21 protein-coding genes are annotated in these 19,331 nt (G+C 69.6%); 14 read left to right on the forward strand and 7 right to left on the reverse strand.

Features of this window, described 5'->3' with window-relative positions:
* Positions 1-634 precede the first annotated feature (634 nt).
* Both VF106_RS22560 and VF106_RS22565 read left to right on the forward strand, forming a co-directional pair.
* The gene (locus VF106_RS22560) at positions 635-1,723 is read left to right on the forward strand and encodes a sensor histidine kinase (protein WP_330841780.1); all 1,089 of its coding nucleotides are present in this window, start codon (positions 635-637) and stop codon (positions 1,721-1,723) included.
* Positions 1,720-2,373 (forward strand): response regulator, encoded by a 654-nt coding sequence (locus tag VF106_RS22565; protein ID WP_330841781.1) that lies wholly within the window; start codon positions 1,720-1,722, stop codon positions 2,371-2,373. Before VF106_RS22560 ends, VF106_RS22565 begins: the two co-directional genes overlap by 4 nt.
* Here the strand turns inward: VF106_RS22565 and VF106_RS22570 are convergent.
* Complete coding sequence (locus VF106_RS22570; RefSeq protein ID WP_330841806.1) at positions 2,370-3,320, reverse strand: D-2-hydroxyacid dehydrogenase family protein; 951 nt, start codon at positions 3,318-3,320, stop codon at positions 2,370-2,372. The genes VF106_RS22565 and VF106_RS22570 overlap by 4 nt on opposite strands.
* Positions 3,321-3,533: 213 nt before the next feature.
* Between VF106_RS22570 and VF106_RS22575 the strand changes: the two genes are divergently transcribed.
* The 4 genes from VF106_RS22575 to VF106_RS22590 are packed head-to-tail and all read left to right on the forward strand — an operon-like array spanning position 3,534 to position 6,395.
* Entirely contained in the window at positions 3,534-4,133 is a 600-nt protein-coding gene (locus VF106_RS22575) for an isochorismatase family protein (RefSeq protein ID WP_330841782.1), read from the forward strand.
* The gene (locus VF106_RS22580; RefSeq protein WP_330841783.1) at positions 4,130-5,023 is read left to right on the forward strand and encodes a GlxA family transcriptional regulator; all 894 of its coding nucleotides are present in this window, start codon (positions 4,130-4,132) and stop codon (positions 5,021-5,023) included. The genes VF106_RS22575 and VF106_RS22580 overlap by 4 nt, the downstream gene beginning before the upstream one ends.
* A gap of 45 nt (positions 5,024-5,068) precedes the next feature.
* Positions 5,069-5,602, forward strand: a complete 534-nt coding sequence (locus VF106_RS22585) for a GNAT family N-acetyltransferase (protein ID WP_330841784.1) — start codon at positions 5,069-5,071, stop codon at positions 5,600-5,602.
* A 46-nt stretch (positions 5,603-5,648) separates the two neighbouring features.
* Positions 5,649-6,395 carry an SDR family NAD(P)-dependent oxidoreductase gene (locus VF106_RS22590; RefSeq protein WP_330841785.1) on the forward strand — a complete coding sequence of 249 codons (747 nt, stop codon included), beginning with the start codon at positions 5,649-5,651 and terminating at the stop codon, positions 6,393-6,395.
* Between the two features lie 6 nt (positions 6,396-6,401).
* Here the strand turns inward: VF106_RS22590 and VF106_RS22595 are convergent, their stop codons facing one another.
* Genes VF106_RS22595 through VF106_RS22605 form a run of 3 tightly spaced genes read right to left on the reverse strand, consistent with a single transcriptional unit; the run spans position 6,402 to position 10,910 of the window.
* Positions 6,402-7,577 (reverse strand): MFS transporter, encoded by a 1,176-nt coding sequence (locus VF106_RS22595; protein WP_330841786.1) that lies wholly within the window; start codon positions 7,575-7,577, stop codon positions 6,402-6,404.
* A gap of 59 nt (positions 7,578-7,636) precedes the next feature.
* Positions 7,637-10,111: an FtsX-like permease family protein gene (locus VF106_RS22600; RefSeq protein WP_330841787.1), complete on the reverse strand. Its 2,475-nt coding sequence runs from the start codon at positions 10,109-10,111 to the stop codon at positions 7,637-7,639.
* A gap of 52 nt (positions 10,112-10,163) precedes the next feature.
* Complete coding sequence (locus tag VF106_RS22605; protein ID WP_330841788.1) at positions 10,164-10,910, reverse strand: ABC transporter ATP-binding protein; 747 nt, start codon at positions 10,908-10,910, stop codon at positions 10,164-10,166.
* Positions 10,911-10,998: 88 nt separating this feature from the next.
* Between VF106_RS22605 and VF106_RS22610 the strand changes: the two genes are divergently transcribed.
* The 3 genes from VF106_RS22610 to VF106_RS22620 all read left to right on the forward strand — a co-directional run bounded on the left by VF106_RS22610 (position 10,999) and on the right by VF106_RS22620 (position 13,271).
* On the forward strand, positions 10,999-12,168 hold the full coding sequence (locus tag VF106_RS22610) for a sensor histidine kinase (protein WP_330841789.1): 1,170 nt from the start codon (positions 10,999-11,001) through the stop codon (positions 12,166-12,168).
* Positions 12,169-12,243: 75 nt separating this feature from the next.
* Positions 12,244-12,465 carry an antitoxin gene (locus VF106_RS22615; RefSeq protein ID WP_330841790.1) on the forward strand — a complete coding sequence of 74 codons (222 nt, stop codon included), beginning with the start codon at positions 12,244-12,246 and terminating at the stop codon, positions 12,463-12,465.
* Positions 12,466-12,611: 146 nt separating this feature from the next.
* Positions 12,612-13,271 (forward strand): peptidylprolyl isomerase, encoded by a 660-nt coding sequence (locus VF106_RS22620; RefSeq protein WP_330841807.1) that lies wholly within the window; start codon positions 12,612-12,614, stop codon positions 13,269-13,271.
* Positions 13,272-14,014: 743 nt separating this feature from the next.
* Here VF106_RS22620 and VF106_RS22625 read toward each other — a convergent pair.
* Positions 14,015-14,446, reverse strand: a complete 432-nt coding sequence (locus VF106_RS22625) for a RidA family protein (RefSeq protein WP_330841791.1) — start codon at positions 14,444-14,446, stop codon at positions 14,015-14,017.
* A complete protein-coding gene (locus VF106_RS22630) occupies positions 14,424-14,885 on the reverse strand; it encodes a MarR family winged helix-turn-helix transcriptional regulator (protein ID WP_330841792.1) in 462 nt (153 codons plus the stop codon). The genes VF106_RS22625 and VF106_RS22630 overlap by 23 nt, the downstream gene beginning before the upstream one ends.
* 53 nt (positions 14,886-14,938) lie before the next feature.
* On the opposite strand from VF106_RS22630, the gene VF106_RS22635 reads away from it, so the two are divergent.
* The 3 genes from VF106_RS22635 to VF106_RS22645 all read left to right on the forward strand — a co-directional run bounded on the left by VF106_RS22635 (position 14,939) and on the right by VF106_RS22645 (position 17,512).
* Positions 14,939-15,523 (forward strand): TIGR03086 family metal-binding protein, encoded by a 585-nt coding sequence (locus VF106_RS22635; RefSeq protein ID WP_330841793.1) that lies wholly within the window; start codon positions 14,939-14,941, stop codon positions 15,521-15,523.
* A gap of 85 nt (positions 15,524-15,608) precedes the next feature.
* Positions 15,609-16,946, forward strand: a complete 1,338-nt coding sequence (locus VF106_RS22640) for a dicarboxylate/amino acid:cation symporter (protein ID WP_330841794.1) — start codon at positions 15,609-15,611, stop codon at positions 16,944-16,946.
* Between the two features lie 242 nt (positions 16,947-17,188).
* Positions 17,189-17,512, forward strand: coding sequence for a plasmid stabilization protein (locus VF106_RS22645; RefSeq protein ID WP_330841795.1), 324 nt, complete (start codon positions 17,189-17,191; stop codon positions 17,510-17,512).
* A gap of 22 nt (positions 17,513-17,534) precedes the next feature.
* On the opposite strand, the gene VF106_RS22650 is transcribed toward VF106_RS22645, so the two are convergent.
* The gene (locus VF106_RS22650) at positions 17,535-17,828 is read right to left on the reverse strand and encodes an iron-sulfur cluster biosynthesis protein (protein ID WP_330841796.1); all 294 of its coding nucleotides are present in this window, start codon (positions 17,826-17,828) and stop codon (positions 17,535-17,537) included.
* A 154-nt stretch (positions 17,829-17,982) separates the two neighbouring features.
* Between VF106_RS22650 and VF106_RS22655 the strand changes: the two genes are divergently transcribed.
* Together VF106_RS22655 and VF106_RS22660 are read left to right on the forward strand one after the other, a co-directional pair.
* The gene (locus tag VF106_RS22655) at positions 17,983-18,420 is read left to right on the forward strand and encodes an ATP-binding protein (protein WP_330841797.1); all 438 of its coding nucleotides are present in this window, start codon (positions 17,983-17,985) and stop codon (positions 18,418-18,420) included.
* A 68-nt stretch (positions 18,421-18,488) separates the two neighbouring features.
* Complete coding sequence (locus tag VF106_RS22660) at positions 18,489-19,226, forward strand: RNA polymerase sigma factor SigF (RefSeq protein ID WP_330841808.1); 738 nt, start codon at positions 18,489-18,491, stop codon at positions 19,224-19,226.
* Positions 19,227-19,331 lie beyond the last annotated feature (105 nt).

Below are 19,331 nucleotides of genomic sequence, written 5' to 3' on the forward strand. Positions count from 1 at the left end.
GGTCGCGTATGCCCGCTTCGCGGGCATACGCGACCAGGCAAACCGGCGACCAGGCAAACCGGCGACCAGGCAAACCGGCGACCAGGCAGGCCGTCGGCTAGCCGGGCGGGCAGCCGGCGGCCAGGTAAACGGCCAAGCAGGCGGGCAGGCGGGCGATCTTGCTGTCCCACCCGTAGCGTGGATAGCGGGCGAAGCCTGTTCCCGAATGTCCTGAAGGCACAGTGACATTCAGGAACGCCCCCAAATAAGACAGAGCCATTGCCCGAGCATGCCGTTCATGGCACCGACAGCACGGGCGAAACGCCCGCCAACCCACCGCAGCAACAAACCGCACGGCATGATCACGGCGGCTCCGAGGTCAACGCTCCCGGGGCATCCTCGAGACTTCGCGTCCTCCCCCAAAACACCAGGCGCCCAGCGCGGCGACGACCCGGCGGCCGCGCTGTTCTGGCGAGCCTGCTCATCTCCGCTTCCCGGTACCAACCAATAACCCAAGCGCGGCACTGTTCCGGATATATCAGCATTCCGGCACGGTAGGAATGGACGTACCCAGCGCACATGTGCCGCCGGTCATGACGTTCACTCGTTACTTTCGGCACGTTCGCTCGCCCAGCCGATGGACCATTATGAAGGGATGCAGCTGAGGCTGGGGACGGCGCTCATCTCGACCGCGGCTCTGGGTGTCGTGATCCTGGTGTGGCAGCAGTCCGGTGGTCCAACGGGGTTCAGCGTCGCGCCGTGGTTGTGGTGGGTCGCCTACGGGACCTTCGTCGTCGTGTTGCTCATTGATGGGCGGGGGCCTTGGGGCGTCGAACCCTGGTTGGCCGCACTGTGTCTGAGTGCGGTGACGATCTACCTGCTCGCCCCGCGGTGGTCGGTCACGGCGATCTGCCTCGTTACATCCGCCTCGGCGGCGGCGTTCGTTCTTACGCCCCGCGCCGCCATGGTCGTGGTGGGTGCGCAGACCGCAGTGCTCGCCTTGGGACAGGTTGGTGAGCCTGCGGCCACCGTGCTGACGACGACCGCCATGTACGCCGGTTTCCAGTTGTTCGCGGCGCTGATGGCGATCACCGCGCTGCGCGAGACCCGTACCCGCGCCCGACTGGCCGAGGTGAACGACGAACTGCGTGCCGCGCAGGCACTGTTGCGTGGCTCGGCGCAGGCCGGCGAACGCCTGCGGATCTCCCGTGAACTGCACGACCTCGTCGGCCACCAGTTGACCGCGCTCGCCCTGGAACTGGAGGTCGCCGCTCATCACGCCGCCGGGGACGCCGCCCCGCACGTCGACCGGGCGCGCCGCACCGCCAAGGATCTGCTGACCGACCTGCGCAGTGCGGTCAGCCAGCTCCGCACAACGCCGACCGAAGTGCCGGCCGCCGTCAACGCCCTCACCTCGATCACCAAACCGGAGGTGCACCTCGACATCGACGACGACGTGGAGTTCACCGCTCCCGACCAGGCGCACGCGGTGGTGCGCTGCATTCAGGAGATCGTCACCAACGCCGTCCGGCACGCCGACGCTGACCACCTGTGGATCACCATTGGCCGGACCGGCGCCGAGGTCACCATCAACGCCCGCGACGACGGGCGCGGCGCGCGGGAGGTGCGGCCCGGCAACGGGATCACCGGCATGAGGGAACGCGTCGAGCACCTCGGGGGCACCTTGACCTACCGGACCGCGCAGGGACGGGGGTTCCACCTGGAAGCCCGGTTGCCGTCATGATCCGGGTGTGCGTCGCCGACGATCAGACCCTTGTCCGGCAAGGGATCCGCAGTCTGCTGCAGGTCACCGACGAGTTCACGGTGGTCGCCGAGGCCGCTGACGGGACCGAAACCCTGGCGGCCCTTCGGACGACCGAAGTCGACGTGCTGTTGCTCGACCTGCGCATGCCCGGGCTCGACGGCATCGGCGTCCTCCGTGCGCTGGCGGGAAAGCCGTCACCACCGGTGCTGGTGCTGACCACGTTCGACGACGACCGCCTGGTGGTCGACGCCCTTCGTGCGGGTGCCCGGGGCTACCTCCTCAAGGACGTGACGCTGGATCAGCTGTGCCACGCGATCCGGACACTGCACGCCGGCGGCCACCTCATCCAGCCCGCCATCACCAGCACACTTGTGCGCCGGCTCGAACGACATCCGCCCACCTTCGAACGGTCCGAGCTGCCCAGCCCACTCACCCCACGCGAGCTGGACATCCTCCGCATGGTCGCCGGCGGTCACTCCAACCGCGAGATCGCGGAACTACTCGTGCTCGCCGAAGGCACCGTGAAGAACCACATCTCCTCGATACTCAGCAAGCTCGGCGTGCGTGACCGGACCCGCGCGACGCTCCGCGCCATCACGCTGGGGCTCATCGGCCAGCCGCCCGACTAGAGCTCGCGGATCGGCTCGCCGGCGAGGAATGCCTCGATGTCCTCCACCGCGCCGCGGAAGTAGATCTCGTAGTTGCGGCGGGTCACGTAACCGAGGTGCGGGGTCGCCAGGACGTTCGGGAGTGTGCGCAGCGGATCGTCGGCCGGGAGGGGTTCCAGTTCGAACACGTCCAGGCCCGCGCCCGCGATTCGCTTGTCCCGCAAGGCATCCACCAGTGCCGCACGGTCCACGATGGCTGCCCGGGACGTGTTGACGAGGAACGCGCTCGGACGCAGATGCGCGAGCGCCGCCGCGTCCAGGAGTCCTCGCGTGCGGTCGCTCAGCACGACGTGCACCGACGCGATGTCGCTGGCGGCCAGCAGTTCCGGCAGTGAACCGGCCAGCGTCGCGCCCGCCTCCTCCGCGCGTTCCCGGGTGAGGTTCTGGCTCCACGCCAGCACGTCCATGCCGAACGCCCTCGCCACGGCAGCCACCTTGGTGCCGATCTTGCCGAGGCCGATCAGGCCGAGCGTGCTGCCGGCGAGGTCCAGCCCGACGGTGCTCTGCCACGGGCCATCGGTGTGGAAGGCGCGGTTCTCCGTGGCGACGTGCCGCGCCAGCCCGAGGATCAGCGCCCACGTCAGCTCGGCAGGCGGCTCCGACCGGCTCGCCGTCCCGCACACCACGACGCCGGCCCTGGCCGCGGCGGCCAGGTCGATCGACGCGTTGCGCATGCCGGACGTGATCAGCAGTCGCAGTTGGGGCAGCCGTTCGAGCAGGGAGGCGGGGAACGGCGTGCGCTCCCGCATGATCACCACGATGTCGAAGCCGGCGAGCGCCGCGGCCACCGCGTCCTCGCCGTCGAGGTGCTCGCGGAACACCGTCACCTCGACTCGGCCGGCTAAGGAGTCCCAGTCGGCCATCGACAACGCGACGTTCTGGTAATCGTCCAACACAGCACAGCGCAGCAGGGTCACGCCGCCCCCTCTCCCGCTCCGTGGCACCGGAACACTCCGCAGGCTCCGCTACTCCGGCGCCCTCCGCAGGCTCGGCGCCGTCGTGAATATCGATGGTTCGCTCCGCAAGCTCCGCTCACGCCCCGAGTATTGCTGACCAGATCCGTCCGCCCCATGGCGGGATGGTGTCTACCGGCCACCCACGCGAAGGATGAGGCTGGTGGCATGCAGAAAGCACTCGTCGTGATCGACGTCCAGGAGTCCTTCCGCCAGCGGTCCATCTGGCAGGCCACCAATAACCCCGACATCGCCGACGACGTCAACGCGCTGGTCAGAGCGGCCCGCGCGGACGGCGACCTCGTGGTGTGGGTGTTGCACTCCGAACCCGGCTCGGGCGGCGTGTTCGACCCGGAGAGCGGGCACGTCCACCTGTTGCCGGAACTGGACTACCGCCAGGGCGAGCCGTTGCTGGTCAAGACCTCGATCAACTCGTTCACCACGACCAACCTGGCGCAACTGCTGACCACGCACGGTGTGCGTGAGCTGCGGGTGTGCGGGATCCGCAGCGAGCAGTGCGTCGAGACCACCACCAGGATCGGCGCCGACCTCGGCTACGAGATGACGTACGTGGTCGACGCCACCGCGACGTTCCCGACCCCGCACCCGGAAGCCCCGGCCGACTGGACCGTCGCCGAGGTGCTCGCCGACCCCAGGACGAAGTCCGCCGAGGACATCGTCGAGCACACGGCGTTCGTGCTGGCGGCTCGCGGTTTCGCGCGGATCGCGACCGTGGCGGAGCTGACGGGTACGATGACCAGATCGTGACCCGCGTCGTCTTCGTCCTCGCGCCGGGCGTGCATCTGCTGGATCTCGCCGGGCCCGCGCAGGTGTTCTTCAGCGACTTCCTCGGCTACCAATTGCACTGGGTGGCCGAGGATGTCGAGGTGCGCAGCGCGCAGGGGCTGCCGGTCCGCGCGGAGGTGACCTGGCCGGAGCTGACGGCCGACGACCTGGTCGTCGTCCCCGGCTGGCGGTCACCGTCACTCGCCGCGACGTTCGCACTCGGCCAGGCGACTCTCGACCGGGTGCGTGCCCACCACGACGCCGGCGGCATGGTGGTCAGCGTGTGCGCCGGCGCCGACGCGCTGGGCAAGGCCGGGCTCCTCGACGGTCGCCGCTGCACAACGCACCACGACCTGCAGGACGAGCTGGCGCGCCGCCACCCGAAGGCCACGGTCGTGCGGGACGTGCTGTACGTGGTGGACGGCCGGGTGGCCACGTCGGCCGGTATCGCCAGCGGGATCGACCTGGCGCTGCACCTCGTGGCGACCCGGCACGGCCCAGCGGTGGCGGCGAAGGTCGCGCGGTCGATGGTGGTGTACGCGCGGCGCAACGGCGACGAGCACCAGGCGAGCGCGATGCTGCGGCACCGGTCGCATGTGGACGACACGGTGCACCGCGTGCAGGACGTCATCGACAGCGAGTTCGCGAGGCCACTCCCGCTGACGAGCCTGGCCGAGAAGGCCGGCGTGAGCCCGAGGACCGTGACCCGCCTGTTCGGCCGTGCGACCGGGTTGACCCCGCTGCGCTACCAGCACGTACTCCGCGTCGAACGCGCGGAACACCTGATCAGCCACGGCGCCACCGTGGAGGCGGCGGCGCGGGCGGTGGGGTTCGAGGACGCGCGCATGCTCCGCCGCCTGAGGGCCCGCTGAAAAGATCACACCGAACTCCCAGGTGACGTGGGTACTCTCGAAAACATGGGCGATGAGCTGACCACCGAGCGGCTCGTGGTGCGGGACTGGCGGCTCGACGACGCTGAGGCGGCGCTCGAGATCTACGGCGTCGACGAGGTCACCCGCTGGCTGACACCGGCGATGGGGCAGGTCGCCGACACGTCGGCGATGCGGCTGGTGCTGCAGGCGTGGATCGAGGCGCAACCGAACATGACGCCGCCTCGTGGCCGCTGGGCGATCGAGCGCAAGGAAGACGGTGAGGTCGTCGGCGGCCTCGGCATCCGCCTGCTGCCGCCGTACGAGGAGGATCTCGAGCTGAGCTGGCAGCTGCGCCCGGACGCCTGGGGCAACGGCTACGCGTCGGAGGCCGGCCGTGCTCTGGTCGCCTGGGCGTTCACGCAGGAGATCGACGAGCTGTTCGCGGTCGCCCGCCCGACGAACAACCGCGCGATCGGAACGGCGAAGCGACTCGGCATGTCGTGGGTCGGCGAGACCGACAAGTACTACAACCTGCGCCTGCAGGTCTTCCGCATCCGGCCGAGCGACCTCACGGAGTGAGCCGGGGCCGCGCCGCCCGGCGTACGGCTCCTCCATGATGGGGTGCATGGCACGCGTACTCATCACCGGCTCGTCGAGCGGTCTCGGCCTGATGGCGGGGCAGCTGCTGATCGAGGAGGGCCACGAGGTCGTCCTGCACGCCCGCGACCGGTCGAAGGACCCGGGCATCGCCGACGTGGTGATCGGCGACTTCACCCGTCTGGCCGACGTGCGGTCGGTCGCGGAGCAGGCGGACCGGCTCGGCCCGTACGACGCGGTGATCCACAACGTGGCGGTCGGCGACACGGAGCGCCGCAAGAAGGTCACCGAGGACGGCTTCGCGCACGTGTTCGCCGTGAACGTGCTGGCCCCGTACCTGCTGACGGCGTCGATGCGGCGCCCGTCGCGCCTGGTGTACGTCAGCTCCGGCATGCACCTGTCCGTCTCCCCCGGCCTCGACGACCTGCAGTGGGAGCGCCGCCGGTGGAACGGCTCAGGGGCGTACTCGGAGTCGAAGTTCTGGGACGTGGTGCTGGCGTTCGCGCTGGCGCGGCTGTGGCCGTCGACGCCGACGAACCTGGCGGACCCCGGCTGGGTCCCGACGAGGATGGGCGGCGCAGGCGCCCCGGACGACCTGTCCCAGGCCCACGTCACGCAGGTTCGCCTGGCACTGGGCCAGATCCCGGGTACCGGCGGGTACTACTACCACCAGGAGCCGTACCAGACCAACCCGGCGGCCAGCGACCCCGACCTGCAGGACGCGTTCCTGGCCACCTGCGCGAAGCTGACGGGCACGCCACTGCCCAGTGAGTGATCCCGCTCAGTTGCCACGCGTGGCGTACCGGTGCCGCCCCAGCGTTGCCATCGTGACCAGGGGCACGCTGATCGCCAGCGTGATCGCGAACATCATGGTGAAGCCGCCCGCGTCGACCATCGGGCCGAACACGGCCGCGCCGACGGCGCTGCCCGTGAACAGCATGGTCGCGAACAGCGACACGGCCATGGCGCGGTAGCCGGGGGCCATGTCGGTGGCCCAGGTCTGCAGGGTCGAGTGCATGAACGCCCAGCCGCCACCGAGCAGCACGGTCCCGACGACGACCGCCACGGCCCCATGGTTGATCACCAGCACGACGTAGGCGAGGACGGCCATCCCGCCGCCGACGAGGATCAGCCGCCACGGCGCCATGGTCCTGGTCCGCCCCTTCACGACCCGCGCGAACACCATCACGGCCAGGCCGTACGCGGCGGTGAGCAGGCCCGACACGGTGACCGACAGACCCGAGGCGTGCACCACGACCGGAAGGAACGTCAACGGCCCCAGCAGGACCACGCCCTCGACGAGCACCAGCGCCAGGACCAGCAACGCGGGCCGGTTCGTGAGCACGCCCTTGAGCGACGGCAACACCGGCGGCGGCGGGCCGAGCGTCGGCTCGACCATCCGCCCCATGAGCAGCGCCAGCGCTCCCGCGATCAACCCGGTCAGCGCGAAGGCGACCCGCCAGCTGGTGAAGTCCGCGATGGCGCCGGCCGTGACGGTGGCCGCCGCCATGCCGATCGCGGAGCTCGTCATCAGGTCGGTGAGCGGCGCCTGCCGTACCCGCAAGGGCACGGTGTCCCCGATGTACACCAGTGCGCCGGGGATCGCGGCGGCGAAGCAGGCACCGGTGAGGCCGCGGGCGACCACCAACCAGCCGATGTCCGGCACCACGGCCGACGCCAGTCCACCGACCATCGCGAACGACAGCGCGAGCCGCATCGTCCGCACCCGCCCGAGCCGGTCGGACACCACGGCCCAACCGACCTGCGCGAAGCCGTAGCAGAGGAAGTAGATGGCGGCGGCCTGGCTGACCGCCTCCACCGACCCCTCCATCTCGGCCGCGATGACCACCAGCATGGGCGCGATCATGAGCCGGTCGAACTGGGAGGTGAACGACCCGAGTTGCAGCAACCGAAGCGACCGGGCCGACGCCGTCGTCTGGTACGTGTCGCTTGCCATATCTACCAACCAAACTCCGCGAACGGCCCAGACACCAGGCGTCACGCCCGTGTTGCTCGTCACGCGAGGGCGTGCACCGGGCGGGTACGCAGCGCCAACCTGGTGGGGATGCCGATGGCCAGCAGCCCCAGCACGGCCGTCACGAGCACGATGCCGAGATAGGTCAGCGGAGCGATGGTCGGCACCGGCGACGCCGTCATCCCGATGCTCACCCCCACCAGCGGCGGAAGCGCCGCCAGCGAACCGACCACGAGCGCGATGCCCACCACGATGCACGCCTCGATACGGGTCATCCGCCGCACCTGCCGGGTGCCCGTGCCGACCAGCCGCAGCAACGCGAACTCCCGTGCCCGCGCGGCCGTGGCCATCACCAGCGTGTTCACCACCGCGATGGCGACGTAGCCGAGGATCACGAACAACGCGATCAGGTTCACCCACGCCTCGGTGTCACGCTGTGACTGCCCGGCCGCCGCCAGCCCCTCCCGGTCGAGCACCGTCAGGCCCGGCATGGCCGACAGCGCGCGCCGCGCCTCGCCCAGGTCGGACGTCGACACGAGGATCGACTGGTCCAGCTGGGTCGTCGTGTGCGCGGCCAGCACGTCGTGCGGCAGGGTCATGTCGCCGAACCCGAGTCCACGCCCGTAGGTGGCCACGACCTGGGAATCGATCGCGGTCCCGTCGCCGAGGTGCACCTCGATGCGCTCCCCCACACCGACCCCGAGCGTCTCCGCGGCCATCGTGCTAAGCGCGACCGTCTCGCCACGCAGGTCCGCGAACCGGCCCTCCTCCGGCGACAGGTCCAGCGTGCGGTCGAGGCGTTCCGGCGACACTCCCTGTGCCGCGAAGGACGACACGTCCCACTTGCCGGCCGTCAGGTGCTTCACGAACACCCGGCTGCGCACCACCGGCATCGCCGAGGACACCCCCGGCGCGGTCATTACCGCCTCGGTGACCGAGGGCGCCAGGCCGGACGGCGCGGTCACCACGAGGTCCGCCACCACTCCCCTGTCGGCCTGGTCCTCCGCCTCCGCGGCGACCGTGGTCTGCACGAAGAACTGCACCGACGCCATCGTCACCGCCAGCACCAGCGGGGTGACGGCCACGGCGAGACGGCGTGCGCTCGCGGTCACGTTGGCCACCGCGAGGTAGCCGCCGACCGGGGCGGCGGCACGCAGCGGACCGCCGACGACACGGATCGTCCACTCCACCAGCCGTGGCCCGAGCAGCGCGACTCCCACCACCATCAGCAAAGCCGAGCTCCCCGCACCGGCCATCGCCGCCTCCCCCGGCAGGAACACCGGGAGCACGGACGCGCCCGTCCCCAGCACGAGCGCGACCTGCCCCACGAGCACCCGGGTCCGGCCGACCGGCTTCACGTCCACATCGGACTCCCGCAACGCCTCGACCGGCTGGATCCTCGCCACGCGCCGGGCGGCGACCCAGCCCGCCACCCGTGCCGTGCCGTAGCTGAGCAACAGCGCCGCCACCCCGGGCGCCGGGCTGAGCGCCAGCCCGAAGTCGGGCGGCAGCATGCCAACGGACGCGAACGCGGCCCGCAACCCGTACGCCACGCCGTAGCCCGGGATGGCGCCCAGCACTGCCGCACTGCCCGCGACCAGCAGGATCTCGCCGCCGATCATGCGGTGCACCTGCCGGGGCGTCGCCGCGACCGCCCGCAGCAGCGCGATCTCCCTGCGGCGCTGCTGCACCGACAGCGTGAGCGTGCTCGCCACCACCAGCATCGCGATCATGATGGCGGTGCCGGCGAAGGCGAGCGACAGCACGATCAGCTGCGCGCGCACCTGCCCGACGTCGAGGAACTCGACGTCACCGCGGTTGTCGGCGGTGTAGGTGGTCACGTAGGGCATCGCGGTGGCGATCCGGGCGGCCAGGTCGTCCGCGTCGACGCCCGGCTCGGCGAGCACACCGACCGTGTCGACCTGCTTCGGCCGTCCGTAGATCTCCCTGACCAGCTCGTCGGTGAAGAACAGCGTCGACTCGCGGCCCAGCGCCTGCTCGGTGACACCCGTGACCGTGAACGTCCTGGGCACCGCGCCGATGGCGATGTCCACCTGGCCACCGACCGACACCCCGGCACTCGCGGCGAGGTCACGGTCGAGAACCACCCCGTTCTCGCTGGGCGCCGCGCCGTCCGCCAGTGAGAAGGGAGTGAGCGCGGCGGCGCTCCACCCGTGCGCGGCGACCTGTTGGCCGCCGACGGTGACCGGCACGGTGAGGTCACCGACGGCCTTCGCCACGCCCGGCACCTCGGCCACACGGTCCACGACGTCGACGGGCAGCGGCACGCGCTCGCTGAACGGCTGGTCGATGTCCTCCTCGACGGGGATCGACTGCCGGGCACCGAGCACGACGGCCGCGCCGGCGTAACGCTGCGGCGGCACCCCGGCCCGCAGCCCGGACTCGAACAGCACGCCGAGCGCGGTGACGAGCGCCGCGGCACACAGCACGGCCACGAACATTCCGACGAACGGGCCCTTGCGGTGGCGGATGGTGGCTTTCGCGTGATCCAGCATCGTCACCACTCCCGGTTCGCGAAGGGGATCACCATGTGCTTGTAGAGCTCGCTCACCATTCCCCCAGGCTTGTCATCCGCTCCGCCACGGCGGCGGGCGTGGGCCGCTCCAACGTGTCCGCGAGGCGGCCGTCGGCCAGGAACACGACCCGGTCGGCGAACGACGCCGCGATCGGGTCGTGGGTCACCATCAGCACGGTCTGCCCGAAGTGGGTCACGATGTCGCGCAACAGCGTCAGCACCTGCCGGCCCGTGCGGGTGTCGAGCGCACCGGTCGGCTCGTCGGCGAACATCACGTCCGGCTGGGTGATCAGCGCCCGCGCGATCGCGACCCGCTGCTGCTGCCCGCCGGACAGCTCGCTCGGCAGGTGGGTCAACCGGTCGGCGAGCCCCACGTTCTTCACGACCTGGCTGAACCATTCGCGCTCGACCGAGCGGCCCGCGAGGCGCAGCGGCAGCGTGATGTTCTGCTCGACGGTGAGCGCCGGCAGCAGGTTGTAGGCCTGGAAGACGAAGCCGATCCGCTCGCGCCGCAACTCGGTGAGCGCGGCCTCCTTGAGACCGGACAGGTCCGTCTCGCCGAGACGGACGGTGCCTGTCGTCGGCCGGTCCAGACCGGCTGCGCAGTGCAGGAACGTGCTCTTGCCGGACCCAGAAGGGCCCATCACCGCGGTGAAACTACCGCGTGCCAGCGCGATGCTGACCTGGTCGAGTGCCGTCACCGCGGTGTCGCCCCGACCGTACACTTTGGACACCTCGGTGAGCTGCACCGCGGTTCCCCCGGAAATCCTGGTTCCCATCACAGTCCGAAAACCTATGAGCGCGGGGTCGCCCGATCGATCAGGCTGGATACCCGATCGGCGGTATAGCTACCTATACCTTTGTGCCATGCGTGATCGCGTACTGGCGGTGTGGCGGGCGGGCGTGTTCCTGCTCGTCGGGGCCGCCACGGGAATGGCGTCCCTGATGGCTCTGCCGCCGATGCTGGTCGTGGGCCTCGTGTCCAGGCCGATCGCACTGCGTCTCGCGCACGAATGGACGAACCGGGAACGCCGGCGCGTCGGCGCCTACACCGGTGAGCCGATCCCCGAGCCCGCGCCACCGGAACGGCTGCGGGACGCGTGGCGGGACATCGTGTGGTCGGTGGTGCACGCGCTCACCGGCTCGATCGTCGGCCTGCTCGGGGCGATGCTGCCGCTTGCCGCGGTCAACGCCGTGCTGGTGCCGTTCTACTGGTGGATGGTGCCGGAGGACGAGCCGGTCGCGTCGCCCTACCCGGTGACGTCGTGGACGGCCGCCGCGTTCATGCCGCTGCTGGCCGTCGTGTACGCGGTGGCCTCGCTCGGGTTCACACCGTGGCTCGCCCGTGCGCAGACCCGCTGGGCGCGATGGCTGCTGTCCCCGCCGCCGGGCGCGCAACTGGCGATGCGGGTGGCCGAGCTGACCGCGAGCCGAGCTGCCGCGCTGGAGGCACACGGCGCCGAGCTGCGCCGCATCGAACGGGACCTGCACGACGACACGCAGAACCGGATCGTCGCGGTCGCCATGCACCTGGGGATCGTGGAACGGGCCCTGCGCCGGGACGACCTGACGGCCGCGCTGCCACTGGTACTCAAGGCACAGGACGCGGCAAGCGACGCGTTGGCCGGTCTGCGGGGCGTGGTCCGCAGCATCTACCCACCGGTGCTGTCCGAACGAGGACTGGACGGCGCGGTCGCCGGCCTCATCGCACGCTGCGCGGTGCCGACCACGCTGACGGTGACCAACCTGGGCCGGGCGCCGGCGGCCGTGGAGTCGGCGGCGTACTTCGTGATCGCGGAGGCCCTGACGAACGTGGCCAAGCACAGCGGCGCCGAACGGTGCGAGGTCCACCTTGGCGGCGCGGACCGGCTCGTGATCGAGGTGCGGGACGACGGCCACGGAGGCGCGGACGAGAACGACGGGACCGGGCTCGCCGGGATTCAGCGCAGGGTTGGCGCGTTCGACGGCACCACGTCGATCACCAGCCCGCTCGGCGGCCCGACGGTGCTGCGGGTGGAGCTGCCGTACGGGTCGTGACGTCCCGCGCGTCACGTTTTGGGAACTCCGACGCATGGGTACTCCGTTGTTCAGGTGAACGGAAAGGACAAGGCCATGCCTCTGCTGAAGAGACTGACCGCGATCGCGGGAGCCGCCGCGGCGGCCCGCAGTTATGCCCGCCGCAACCCGGAGAAGGTGAACAAGATGGCCGCCAAGGCCGGGCAGTTCATCGACAAGCGGACCAAGGGCAAGTACCACAACAAGATCGACAACGCGGTGCACAAGGTCAACCACATGACCGGACGCCACCCCGGTAGTGGCCCCACGCCGCACTGACTTCACGCTGGCCGGATTCGGCCCGACTCGGCGGAGTCCGGCCAGCGTCGGTCTGGGCTAGACTGCCTCGCCCCCTGCACCAAGGAGTTCCTGTGGCGAGGAAGCTCACGATCGCGGTCGTCGCCGCCCTGGCGGCCTCCCTGCTGATGACCCCGCTGGCCAGTGCCGACCCTGCCGGCGTGACCCCGGGCCCGTGCCAGTACACGGTGACGCCCGACGAACCGGCCGCACGCCCCGTTCCACTGCCACCCGACCCAGCACGGACCCCGAGCCGGGGCACCGTGCGCGTGGACGTGAGCACGAACCAGGGCCCGCTGCCCCTGACACTGAACCGCGCGGCAGCACCGTGCACGGTCCAGAGCTTCGTCCACCTGGCACGGTGGAAGTTCTACGACCGGACCACCTGCCACCGGCTGACGACCTACCCAACGCTCGAGGTCCTGCAGTGCGGCGACCCGAGCGGCACAGGAGAGGGCGGCCCGGGCTACCGCTACAAGGACGAGCTACCGGTCGACCTCGAACCGGCCCCGACGGACCCGACGGGCGCCCGCAAGATCTACCCACGCGGCACCCTGGCCATGGCGAACGCGGGCCCGGACACCAACGGCAGCCAGTTCTTCCTGGTGTACGGAAACGCCTACCTGCGCCCGAACTACACCATCTTCGGCACCATCGGCGACGCCGGCCTGACCACACTGGACCGAGTCGCCGCCGCCGGCGTCCAACCAACCCCGGAGGACCCGGCCCCACTGGACGGCCCACCAGCACTACGCACAGACCTGAAGAAGGTAAAGACACACTGCTAACACCGCGAGCGCCACACGAGTGGCCCATTCGCTCGAACTCGTCGGTGAAAGTTGTCCACAGGGTCTCGCGACCTGGGGTTTTGTCTGTGTCGGTTGGTACGATGGCCTCGGGGTGGCCCCCCGGGTATGGGTGGGGGATGCCTACGCAACCATCTGTGTTGGCGTTGATCATGAAACCGCTCAGGTGATGTTGTGGCGTTGAGCCCGGGCGGCGGTTGTGCGGTCTGACGGTGGGCAGTGCCCGTTTCGCGGGTGGTTCGAGTCGGTGGCCGTGCAAGGAAGGCGTCCTTGCCTTACGCCCAGCGTGAGGAAGGCTCGGCGCATCGCGCTCGGCCAGGGCCGCTCCCGGATGCCCTGAAGGGCACCCTCGGGACATCAGCCACCCTGCGGGCGGCACAACCCTGCTCGCCCGCCCGGAGAAACAAGACTTTTGACGGAGCCCTGCGGGGTATGGGTGGCGCAACGATATGTGTTGGCATTGATCATGAAACCGCTCGGGCGATGTCGGGGTGGTGAACCCGTGTGGTGGTTTCGCGGTTGTGTGGGCCGACGGCGAGTGCCTGCTTCGCGGGCGGCTCGAGCCAGGTGGCCGTGCGAGAAAGGCGTCCTTCCTCACGCCCACGGTGAGGAAGGCTTCCCTTCACCGCGCTCGGCCAGGGCCGGTTCCCGGATGTCCTGAAGGGCACCCTCAAGAAGTCGGCCACCACCAGGCGCAACCCAGACCGCCCGCCTCGAGAAGGAGACTAGGTCAGCGCGATCCCGCCGGAATCCGGGGCCACGGGGACCGCGGCCACCGCTTCCACCTCGACGAGTTGGTTGGCGTAGCCGAGGACAGCCACGCCCAGGAGAGTGCTCGGCGCGTCGTGCTCGCCGAAGAAATCGCGTACGACCTCCCAAGCCGCAACCAAATCTGCCTGTCTGGGCGAGGCGACGTACACGGTGGTCTTCAGCACGTCGGTGAGCTGGGCACCCGCGTCGGAGAGCGCGGTCCTCAGGTTCGCCATGACCTGCCGCGCCTGGCCGGCGTAGTCGCCGACGGCCACCGTCTCGCCGTTGGCGTCCAGCGGGCAGGCGCCGGCCGTGTACACCAGCCGGACGGGCGCGTCGACCGTGGCGGAGTAGGCGTACTCGGCCACATCGGACAGTCGTGGACTACGGATCAGGCGTACGGACACGGCCGATGATCTCCCCTCGTGGCAATGTCGACAGCACTCGCAGAGCGCGGAGAAACCCGCGGCGGTCGGCCGCCGGTAGCCGGGCGAGCAGCGTTTCCTCCATCTTCCGGATGTCCGCCTGCGCGGCGCCGCACACCCGCCGGCCGTCCTCGGTGAGCGAGAGCACCCGCACCCGACGGTCGTTCGGGTCCGGGTCCCGTTGCAGCAGGCCACGTTCCTGAAGGTCGTCGAGTACGCCGATGATCCGCGTCTTGTCGGCGCCGATCGACTCCGCCAGCGCGGCCTGGGTTCTCGTCGGCTGCTCGGCAAGCGCGAGCAACACCGAGTAGCCCCACATCGTCAGCCCGTGCTCGTCGAGGATCGGTCGCTCGGCGGCGACCAGCGCACGGACCAGCGGCGCGAGCATCGCCGCGAGGTCCGCCCGCCCGTCGTCTGCCATGCCCGGGAGAGTACGGGTTGCCTAGATAATAAGCAGACGTAGATAATAAGCACATGCACATCATAGACGCACGCGCGGTACGGGCCAGCATCGAGGTCGTGTCGCAGGTGTCCGCGCGGGATCTCGAGCGGCCCACGCCGTGCGAGGGGTGGGCGCTCGCGGACCTGCTCGCGCACATGACCGTCCAGCACGACGGGTTCGCCGCGGCCGCTCGTGGCGCGACGGATCTCGCGGACTGGGCCGTACGGCCGCTCGGCGCCGATCCCGTCACGGACTACCGGGCCGCGGGCGAACGGGTGATCGCCGCGTTCGCCGAGGACGGTGTGCTCGCGCGCCGGTTCACGCTGCCGGAGGTGAGCCCGACCTCCACCTTCGCCGCGAGCACGGCGATCGGCTTCCACTTCATCGACTACCTGGTGCACAGCTGGGACGTCGCGCGGACCATCGGGATCACGTTCGCCCCCGAGCCCGACCTGGTCGCCGCGGCCACACCGATCGCGGAGTCGGTGCCCGACGACGACCGCCGCCGGCAGCCGGGCAGTGCGTTCGCGCCTGGCCTTGTGTTGCCGGACGGCGCCTCGCCGTGGGATCGACTCCTTGCCAGGCTGGGTCGCTCCCCCGCCTGGTCCGCATACTGAGAAGGGCAGAAACTCACCAACTCCCGGCGTTAAATGTCAGTTCAGTGGCCTGACCGGCCACGCCGTGACGTCATCGGGAGTACAGATGTCAACAACCCAGCCGAGGTCCCGCCGGAACACCTTCTTCGGCGTCGCCGTGCTCGCCGGGCTCGTGCTCGGCGCGCTGCTCGGTTTCGTCGCCAAACAGGCCGAGGTCTCCTGGCTGGCCACCACGCTGGCCCGGATCGGCGAGATCTTCGTCAGCCTCGTCCAGTTCACCGTCATCCCGCTGGTGTTCACCGCGATCGTGGTCGGCATCACCAGCCTGCGCGGCCTCGGTGGCGGGCGGACCGCGGCGGCGCTGGGCGGACGGACGCTGCTGTGGTTCGGCGCCACCTCGCTGATCGCGGTGCTGATCGGCATCGCCATCGGCACGATCGGCAACCTCGGCAGCGGGGTGCGGGTCACGCCGTCGGAGGAGGCGCTGGCGAACATCTCCGAGCGCACACCGGGCGACTGGTGGGCGTTCATCCAGAGCATCGTGCCCAGCAACGTGTTCACCGCGTTCAGCGAGGGCAACGTGCTGCAGGTCGTGTTCCTCGCGTTGCTGGTCGGTGGCGCCGCGTACGTGCTCGGCGACCGCGCGCAAGCGTTCGTGGACGTCAACCGCGCGTTCTTCGACATCATCCAGAAGGTCCTCGGCTGGATCATCTGGCTGGCCCCGATCGGTGTGCTCGGCCTGCTCGGCAACGCGTTCGCCAGCTACGGCAACGAGTTCTTCAGCCCGCTGATCTCGCTGATCGTCGCCGTGTACCTCGGCTGCGCGCTCGTGCTGTTCGGCGTCTACCCGCTGCTGCTGCGGTTCGTCGGCCGGATCAACCCGTTGACCTTCTACCGCAAGGCGTGGACCGCGCTCCAGTTCGCGTTCGTCTCGCAGTCCTCCGGCGCGACGCTGCCGCTGTCCCGTCAGGCCGCGGTGAACCTCGGCGTGCCGCGCGCGTACGCGAGCTTCGCCGTTCCGCTCGGCACGACGACCAAAATGGACGGTTGCGCGGCGCTCTTCCCCGCCATCACCACCATCTTCATCGCGAACCTCAACGGTATCGCGTTGTCCTTCGGGGACTACGTCCTGATCGTGCTCGTCGCCGTCTTCGGCTCGCTCGCCACCGCGGGCACCACCGGCTGGTTCACCATGCTGACGCTCACACTGGCCGCCGTGAACCTGCCGGCTGAGGTGATCGCCACCGGCGTCGCCATCGTGTTCGCCATCAACCCGATCCTGGACATGGCCCGCACCGCGACCAACGTCGGCGGGCAGATCACCGTCCCGATCCTGGTCGCCAGGAGCACCGACATCCTCGACGAGGACGCCCTGCACGACCGCAACGACGTGCCACTGCTGGACGAGGACACCGCTCCTGAGAAGGAAAAGGTGTCCGTGTAACCAACAGCTCTGGTGGCCGTGCCCGCCACGGTCACCAGAGCTGCTGAACCTGTTGGTAGCTGGGGATATCGCGCGTCATCGGCAGGCCGGCACGCACCGAGCGCCTCCTTTGAACCCACTCTCCACGTCCACCGTGACCGGTACTGGCAGCTTCGCCAACAGTCACCCACCGTAAGTGCCCAACGGTTCGGTGGCGGCCGAAGTGGGTACTCCCAGGTCACAGCCGATGAAAGGGGTTCGCTATGCCTCAGTCATGGAGTGGTAAACGGGAGCGCCAGTACGAGCACATCAAGGAAGGCGCGAAGAAGCGGGGCACCGGTGAGAAGCGGGCCAAGGAGATCGCGGCCCGTACCGTGAACAAGAACCGTGCGCAGTCCGGTGAGTCGAAGACGAAGAGCCGGAGCTCGACCAACGACATGTCGCCGCAGAAACGCGGCGGGCAGCGGTCCCACAGCGGATCGGGCGGGCCGACCAAGGAACAGCTCTACAACGAAGCCAAGAAGAAGAACATCAAGGGTCGTTCTTCCATGACCAAGAAGGAACTGCAGAGCGCCCTCGGCCGGTGACCGCCCGCTCCACTGTGGAGTGTCAGCCCTTTTCGAGGACCGCGAACGCCAGCTGCCCGTCGCCGTCCGGTTGGACGTCGAGGACCTTGTCCGACAGGTAGTCGGCCGCCTGTTCCTCGAGGAACACGTGCGCGCCCTCGTTCGCCGTGACGACCTGGTCTCCTTCAGCAGGTGCCGGCGCCACGGTAAGCGCGAGCGCGGCCTGGGAGTCGGACTCCGCCTGCATGGCGAACCGAAGTCCGCCTTCCTGCTGGATGCCACCCTGAGCGGTCAGCGCACTGATCGCCTCGGCAGCCGCTTCCGTTACCGCCAACATGTGTGTTTGGCTCCTTCGTTTCCGACGGCTTGCCCACCCCACGTTACCCAGGGCGTGTTGAGGAGGCTTGATGGACCCGATACGGTGTGGAGGCGGTCACGACGTGACCAGCACGCCTGCGTTATGCCTCAAAGATTGTGGGTACTCCGGCGACATGTTCGAAGGAACCGAGGACGGCAGTCCAGAAGAGATCGAGCTGCGTATCGCCGCCGTGCTCACGAACCTTCCGATCATCCGATCGTTGGCCGCGAGCATCGCGATGCGCGCGGACTTCGACCTCGACTCGATCGCCGACCTGCGACTAGCGGTCGACGAGGCGTGCTCGACGTTGATCACGCAAAGCGCGCCCAACTCCACGTTGCGGTGCGCCTTCCGGGTCAGCGCGGACGAGATCAGGTTCGTCGTCACCGTACCGTCCACAAGCGACTCCAAGCCGAGCAGCGACTCGTTCGGCTGGCGAGTCCTGACCACACTCACCGACCACACGGCGACGTGGGTCGACGGCCCGCTCGGCGACGACGCGGACGCCAGCTCGCCACATCTCGTACACATCGAGCTGGCCAAACGCCGGATGGAAGGGCTTCCCGGGTGACCGGGACGCAGAGTTCCCGCGCCAGAGACCACGAGAGTTCGGCCACCGGCTACGAGCATCTGACCCCGATGTTCGCCGAGATGGCCGCTTTACCGGAGGACGACCCCCGGCGCGCGGAACTGAGAAACGAGCTTGTCACCGGTCACCTGCCCCTCGCGGAGCACATCGCGGCCCGGTTCGCCAACCGCGGCGTGCCTCGGGAGGACCTTGTGCAGGTGGCGACCCTGGGGTTGATCAACGCGGTAGACCGCTTCCAGCCCGACCGCGGCACCGACTTCCTGTCGTTCGCCGTGCCCACCGTCATGGGCGAGGTCAGGCGACACTTCCGCGACGCCAGCTGGTCGATGCACGTGCCCAGACGGCTCAAGGAGCTCAACCTCGCCATCAACGCGGCGAGCGCGGAGCTGTCCCAACGGCTCGGCCGCGCGCCGACACCGAGTGAGCTGGGCAAACACCTGGACCTCTCGCCGGAGCAGGTGTACGAGGGCCTGGAAGCGGGCAACGCGTACCACTCGATGTCGCTGGACGAGGCACTGTCTCCCGACGCGGACTCCGATCCGCTGGGCGACACGCTGGGCCAGACCGACGAGAGCCTCGAGGGCGTGGAGAACTACGAGTCCCTGCGGCCGCTGATCGAGGCACTGCCGGAGCGGGAACGCCAGATCCTGACGCTGCGGTTCTTCCGGCACATGACGCAGACGCAGATCGCCGACCGCATCGGCATCTCGCAGATGCACGTGTCCCGTCTGCTGTCCCGCACCCTCGAGAACCTGCGCAAAGGCCTGCTGACCGACCCGGAGCTGTAGGCATCCGCCGCGCCCCCGTCACGTCGCCGGGGGCGCGGCACCCAACGGCTGCCCAAGCCCTGCCGAGCGTCGTCGCGGACGTCTGCCAGCAGACCCTGGGCAGCC

The organism is Actinophytocola sp. (assembly GCF_036378875.1).
Taxonomy (GTDB): Bacteria; Actinomycetota; Actinomycetes; order Mycobacteriales; family Pseudonocardiaceae; genus Actinophytocola.

Excerpts from the sequence above, each read along its gene's own strand:
- VF106_RS22560 (WP_330841780.1), top strand. The coding sequence starts at position 635 with ATGCAGCTGAGGCTGGGGACGGCGCTCATCTCGACCGCGGCTCTGGGT.
- VF106_RS22565 (WP_330841781.1), top strand. The coding sequence starts at position 1,720 with ATGATCCGGGTGTGCGTCGCCGACGATCAGACCCTTGTCCGGCAAGGG.
- VF106_RS22575 (WP_330841782.1), top strand. The coding sequence starts at position 3,534 with ATGCAGAAAGCACTCGTCGTGATCGACGTCCAGGAGTCCTTCCGCCAG.
- VF106_RS22585 (WP_330841784.1), top strand. The coding sequence starts at position 5,069 with ATGGGCGATGAGCTGACCACCGAGCGGCTCGTGGTGCGGGACTGGCGG.
- VF106_RS22590 (WP_330841785.1), top strand. The coding sequence starts at position 5,649 with ATGGCACGCGTACTCATCACCGGCTCGTCGAGCGGTCTCGGCCTGATG.
- VF106_RS22595 (WP_330841786.1), bottom strand. The coding sequence starts at position 7,577 with ATGGCAAGCGACACGTACCAGACGACGGCGTCGGCCCGGTCGCTTCGG.
- VF106_RS22600 (WP_330841787.1), bottom strand. The coding sequence starts at position 10,111 with ATGCTGGATCACGCGAAAGCCACCATCCGCCACCGCAAGGGCCCGTTC.
- VF106_RS22605 (WP_330841788.1), bottom strand. The coding sequence starts at position 10,910 with ATGGGAACCAGGATTTCCGGGGGAACCGCGGTGCAGCTCACCGAGGTG.
- VF106_RS22610 (WP_330841789.1), top strand. The coding sequence starts at position 10,999 with ATGCGTGATCGCGTACTGGCGGTGTGGCGGGCGGGCGTGTTCCTGCTC.
- VF106_RS22615 (WP_330841790.1), top strand. The coding sequence starts at position 12,244 with ATGCCTCTGCTGAAGAGACTGACCGCGATCGCGGGAGCCGCCGCGGCG.
- VF106_RS22620 (WP_330841807.1), top strand. The coding sequence starts at position 12,612 with ATGACCCCGCTGGCCAGTGCCGACCCTGCCGGCGTGACCCCGGGCCCG.
- VF106_RS22630 (WP_330841792.1), bottom strand. The coding sequence starts at position 14,885 with ATGGCAGACGACGGGCGGGCGGACCTCGCGGCGATGCTCGCGCCGCTG.
- VF106_RS22635 (WP_330841793.1), top strand. The coding sequence starts at position 14,939 with ATGCACATCATAGACGCACGCGCGGTACGGGCCAGCATCGAGGTCGTG.
- VF106_RS22640 (WP_330841794.1), top strand. The coding sequence starts at position 15,609 with ATGTCAACAACCCAGCCGAGGTCCCGCCGGAACACCTTCTTCGGCGTC.
- VF106_RS22645 (WP_330841795.1), top strand. The coding sequence starts at position 17,189 with ATGCCTCAGTCATGGAGTGGTAAACGGGAGCGCCAGTACGAGCACATC.
- VF106_RS22650 (WP_330841796.1), bottom strand. The coding sequence starts at position 17,828 with ATGTTGGCGGTAACGGAAGCGGCTGCCGAGGCGATCAGTGCGCTGACC.
- VF106_RS22655 (WP_330841797.1), top strand. The coding sequence starts at position 17,983 with ATGTTCGAAGGAACCGAGGACGGCAGTCCAGAAGAGATCGAGCTGCGT.
- VF106_RS22660 (WP_330841808.1), top strand. The coding sequence starts at position 18,489 with ATGTTCGCCGAGATGGCCGCTTTACCGGAGGACGACCCCCGGCGCGCG.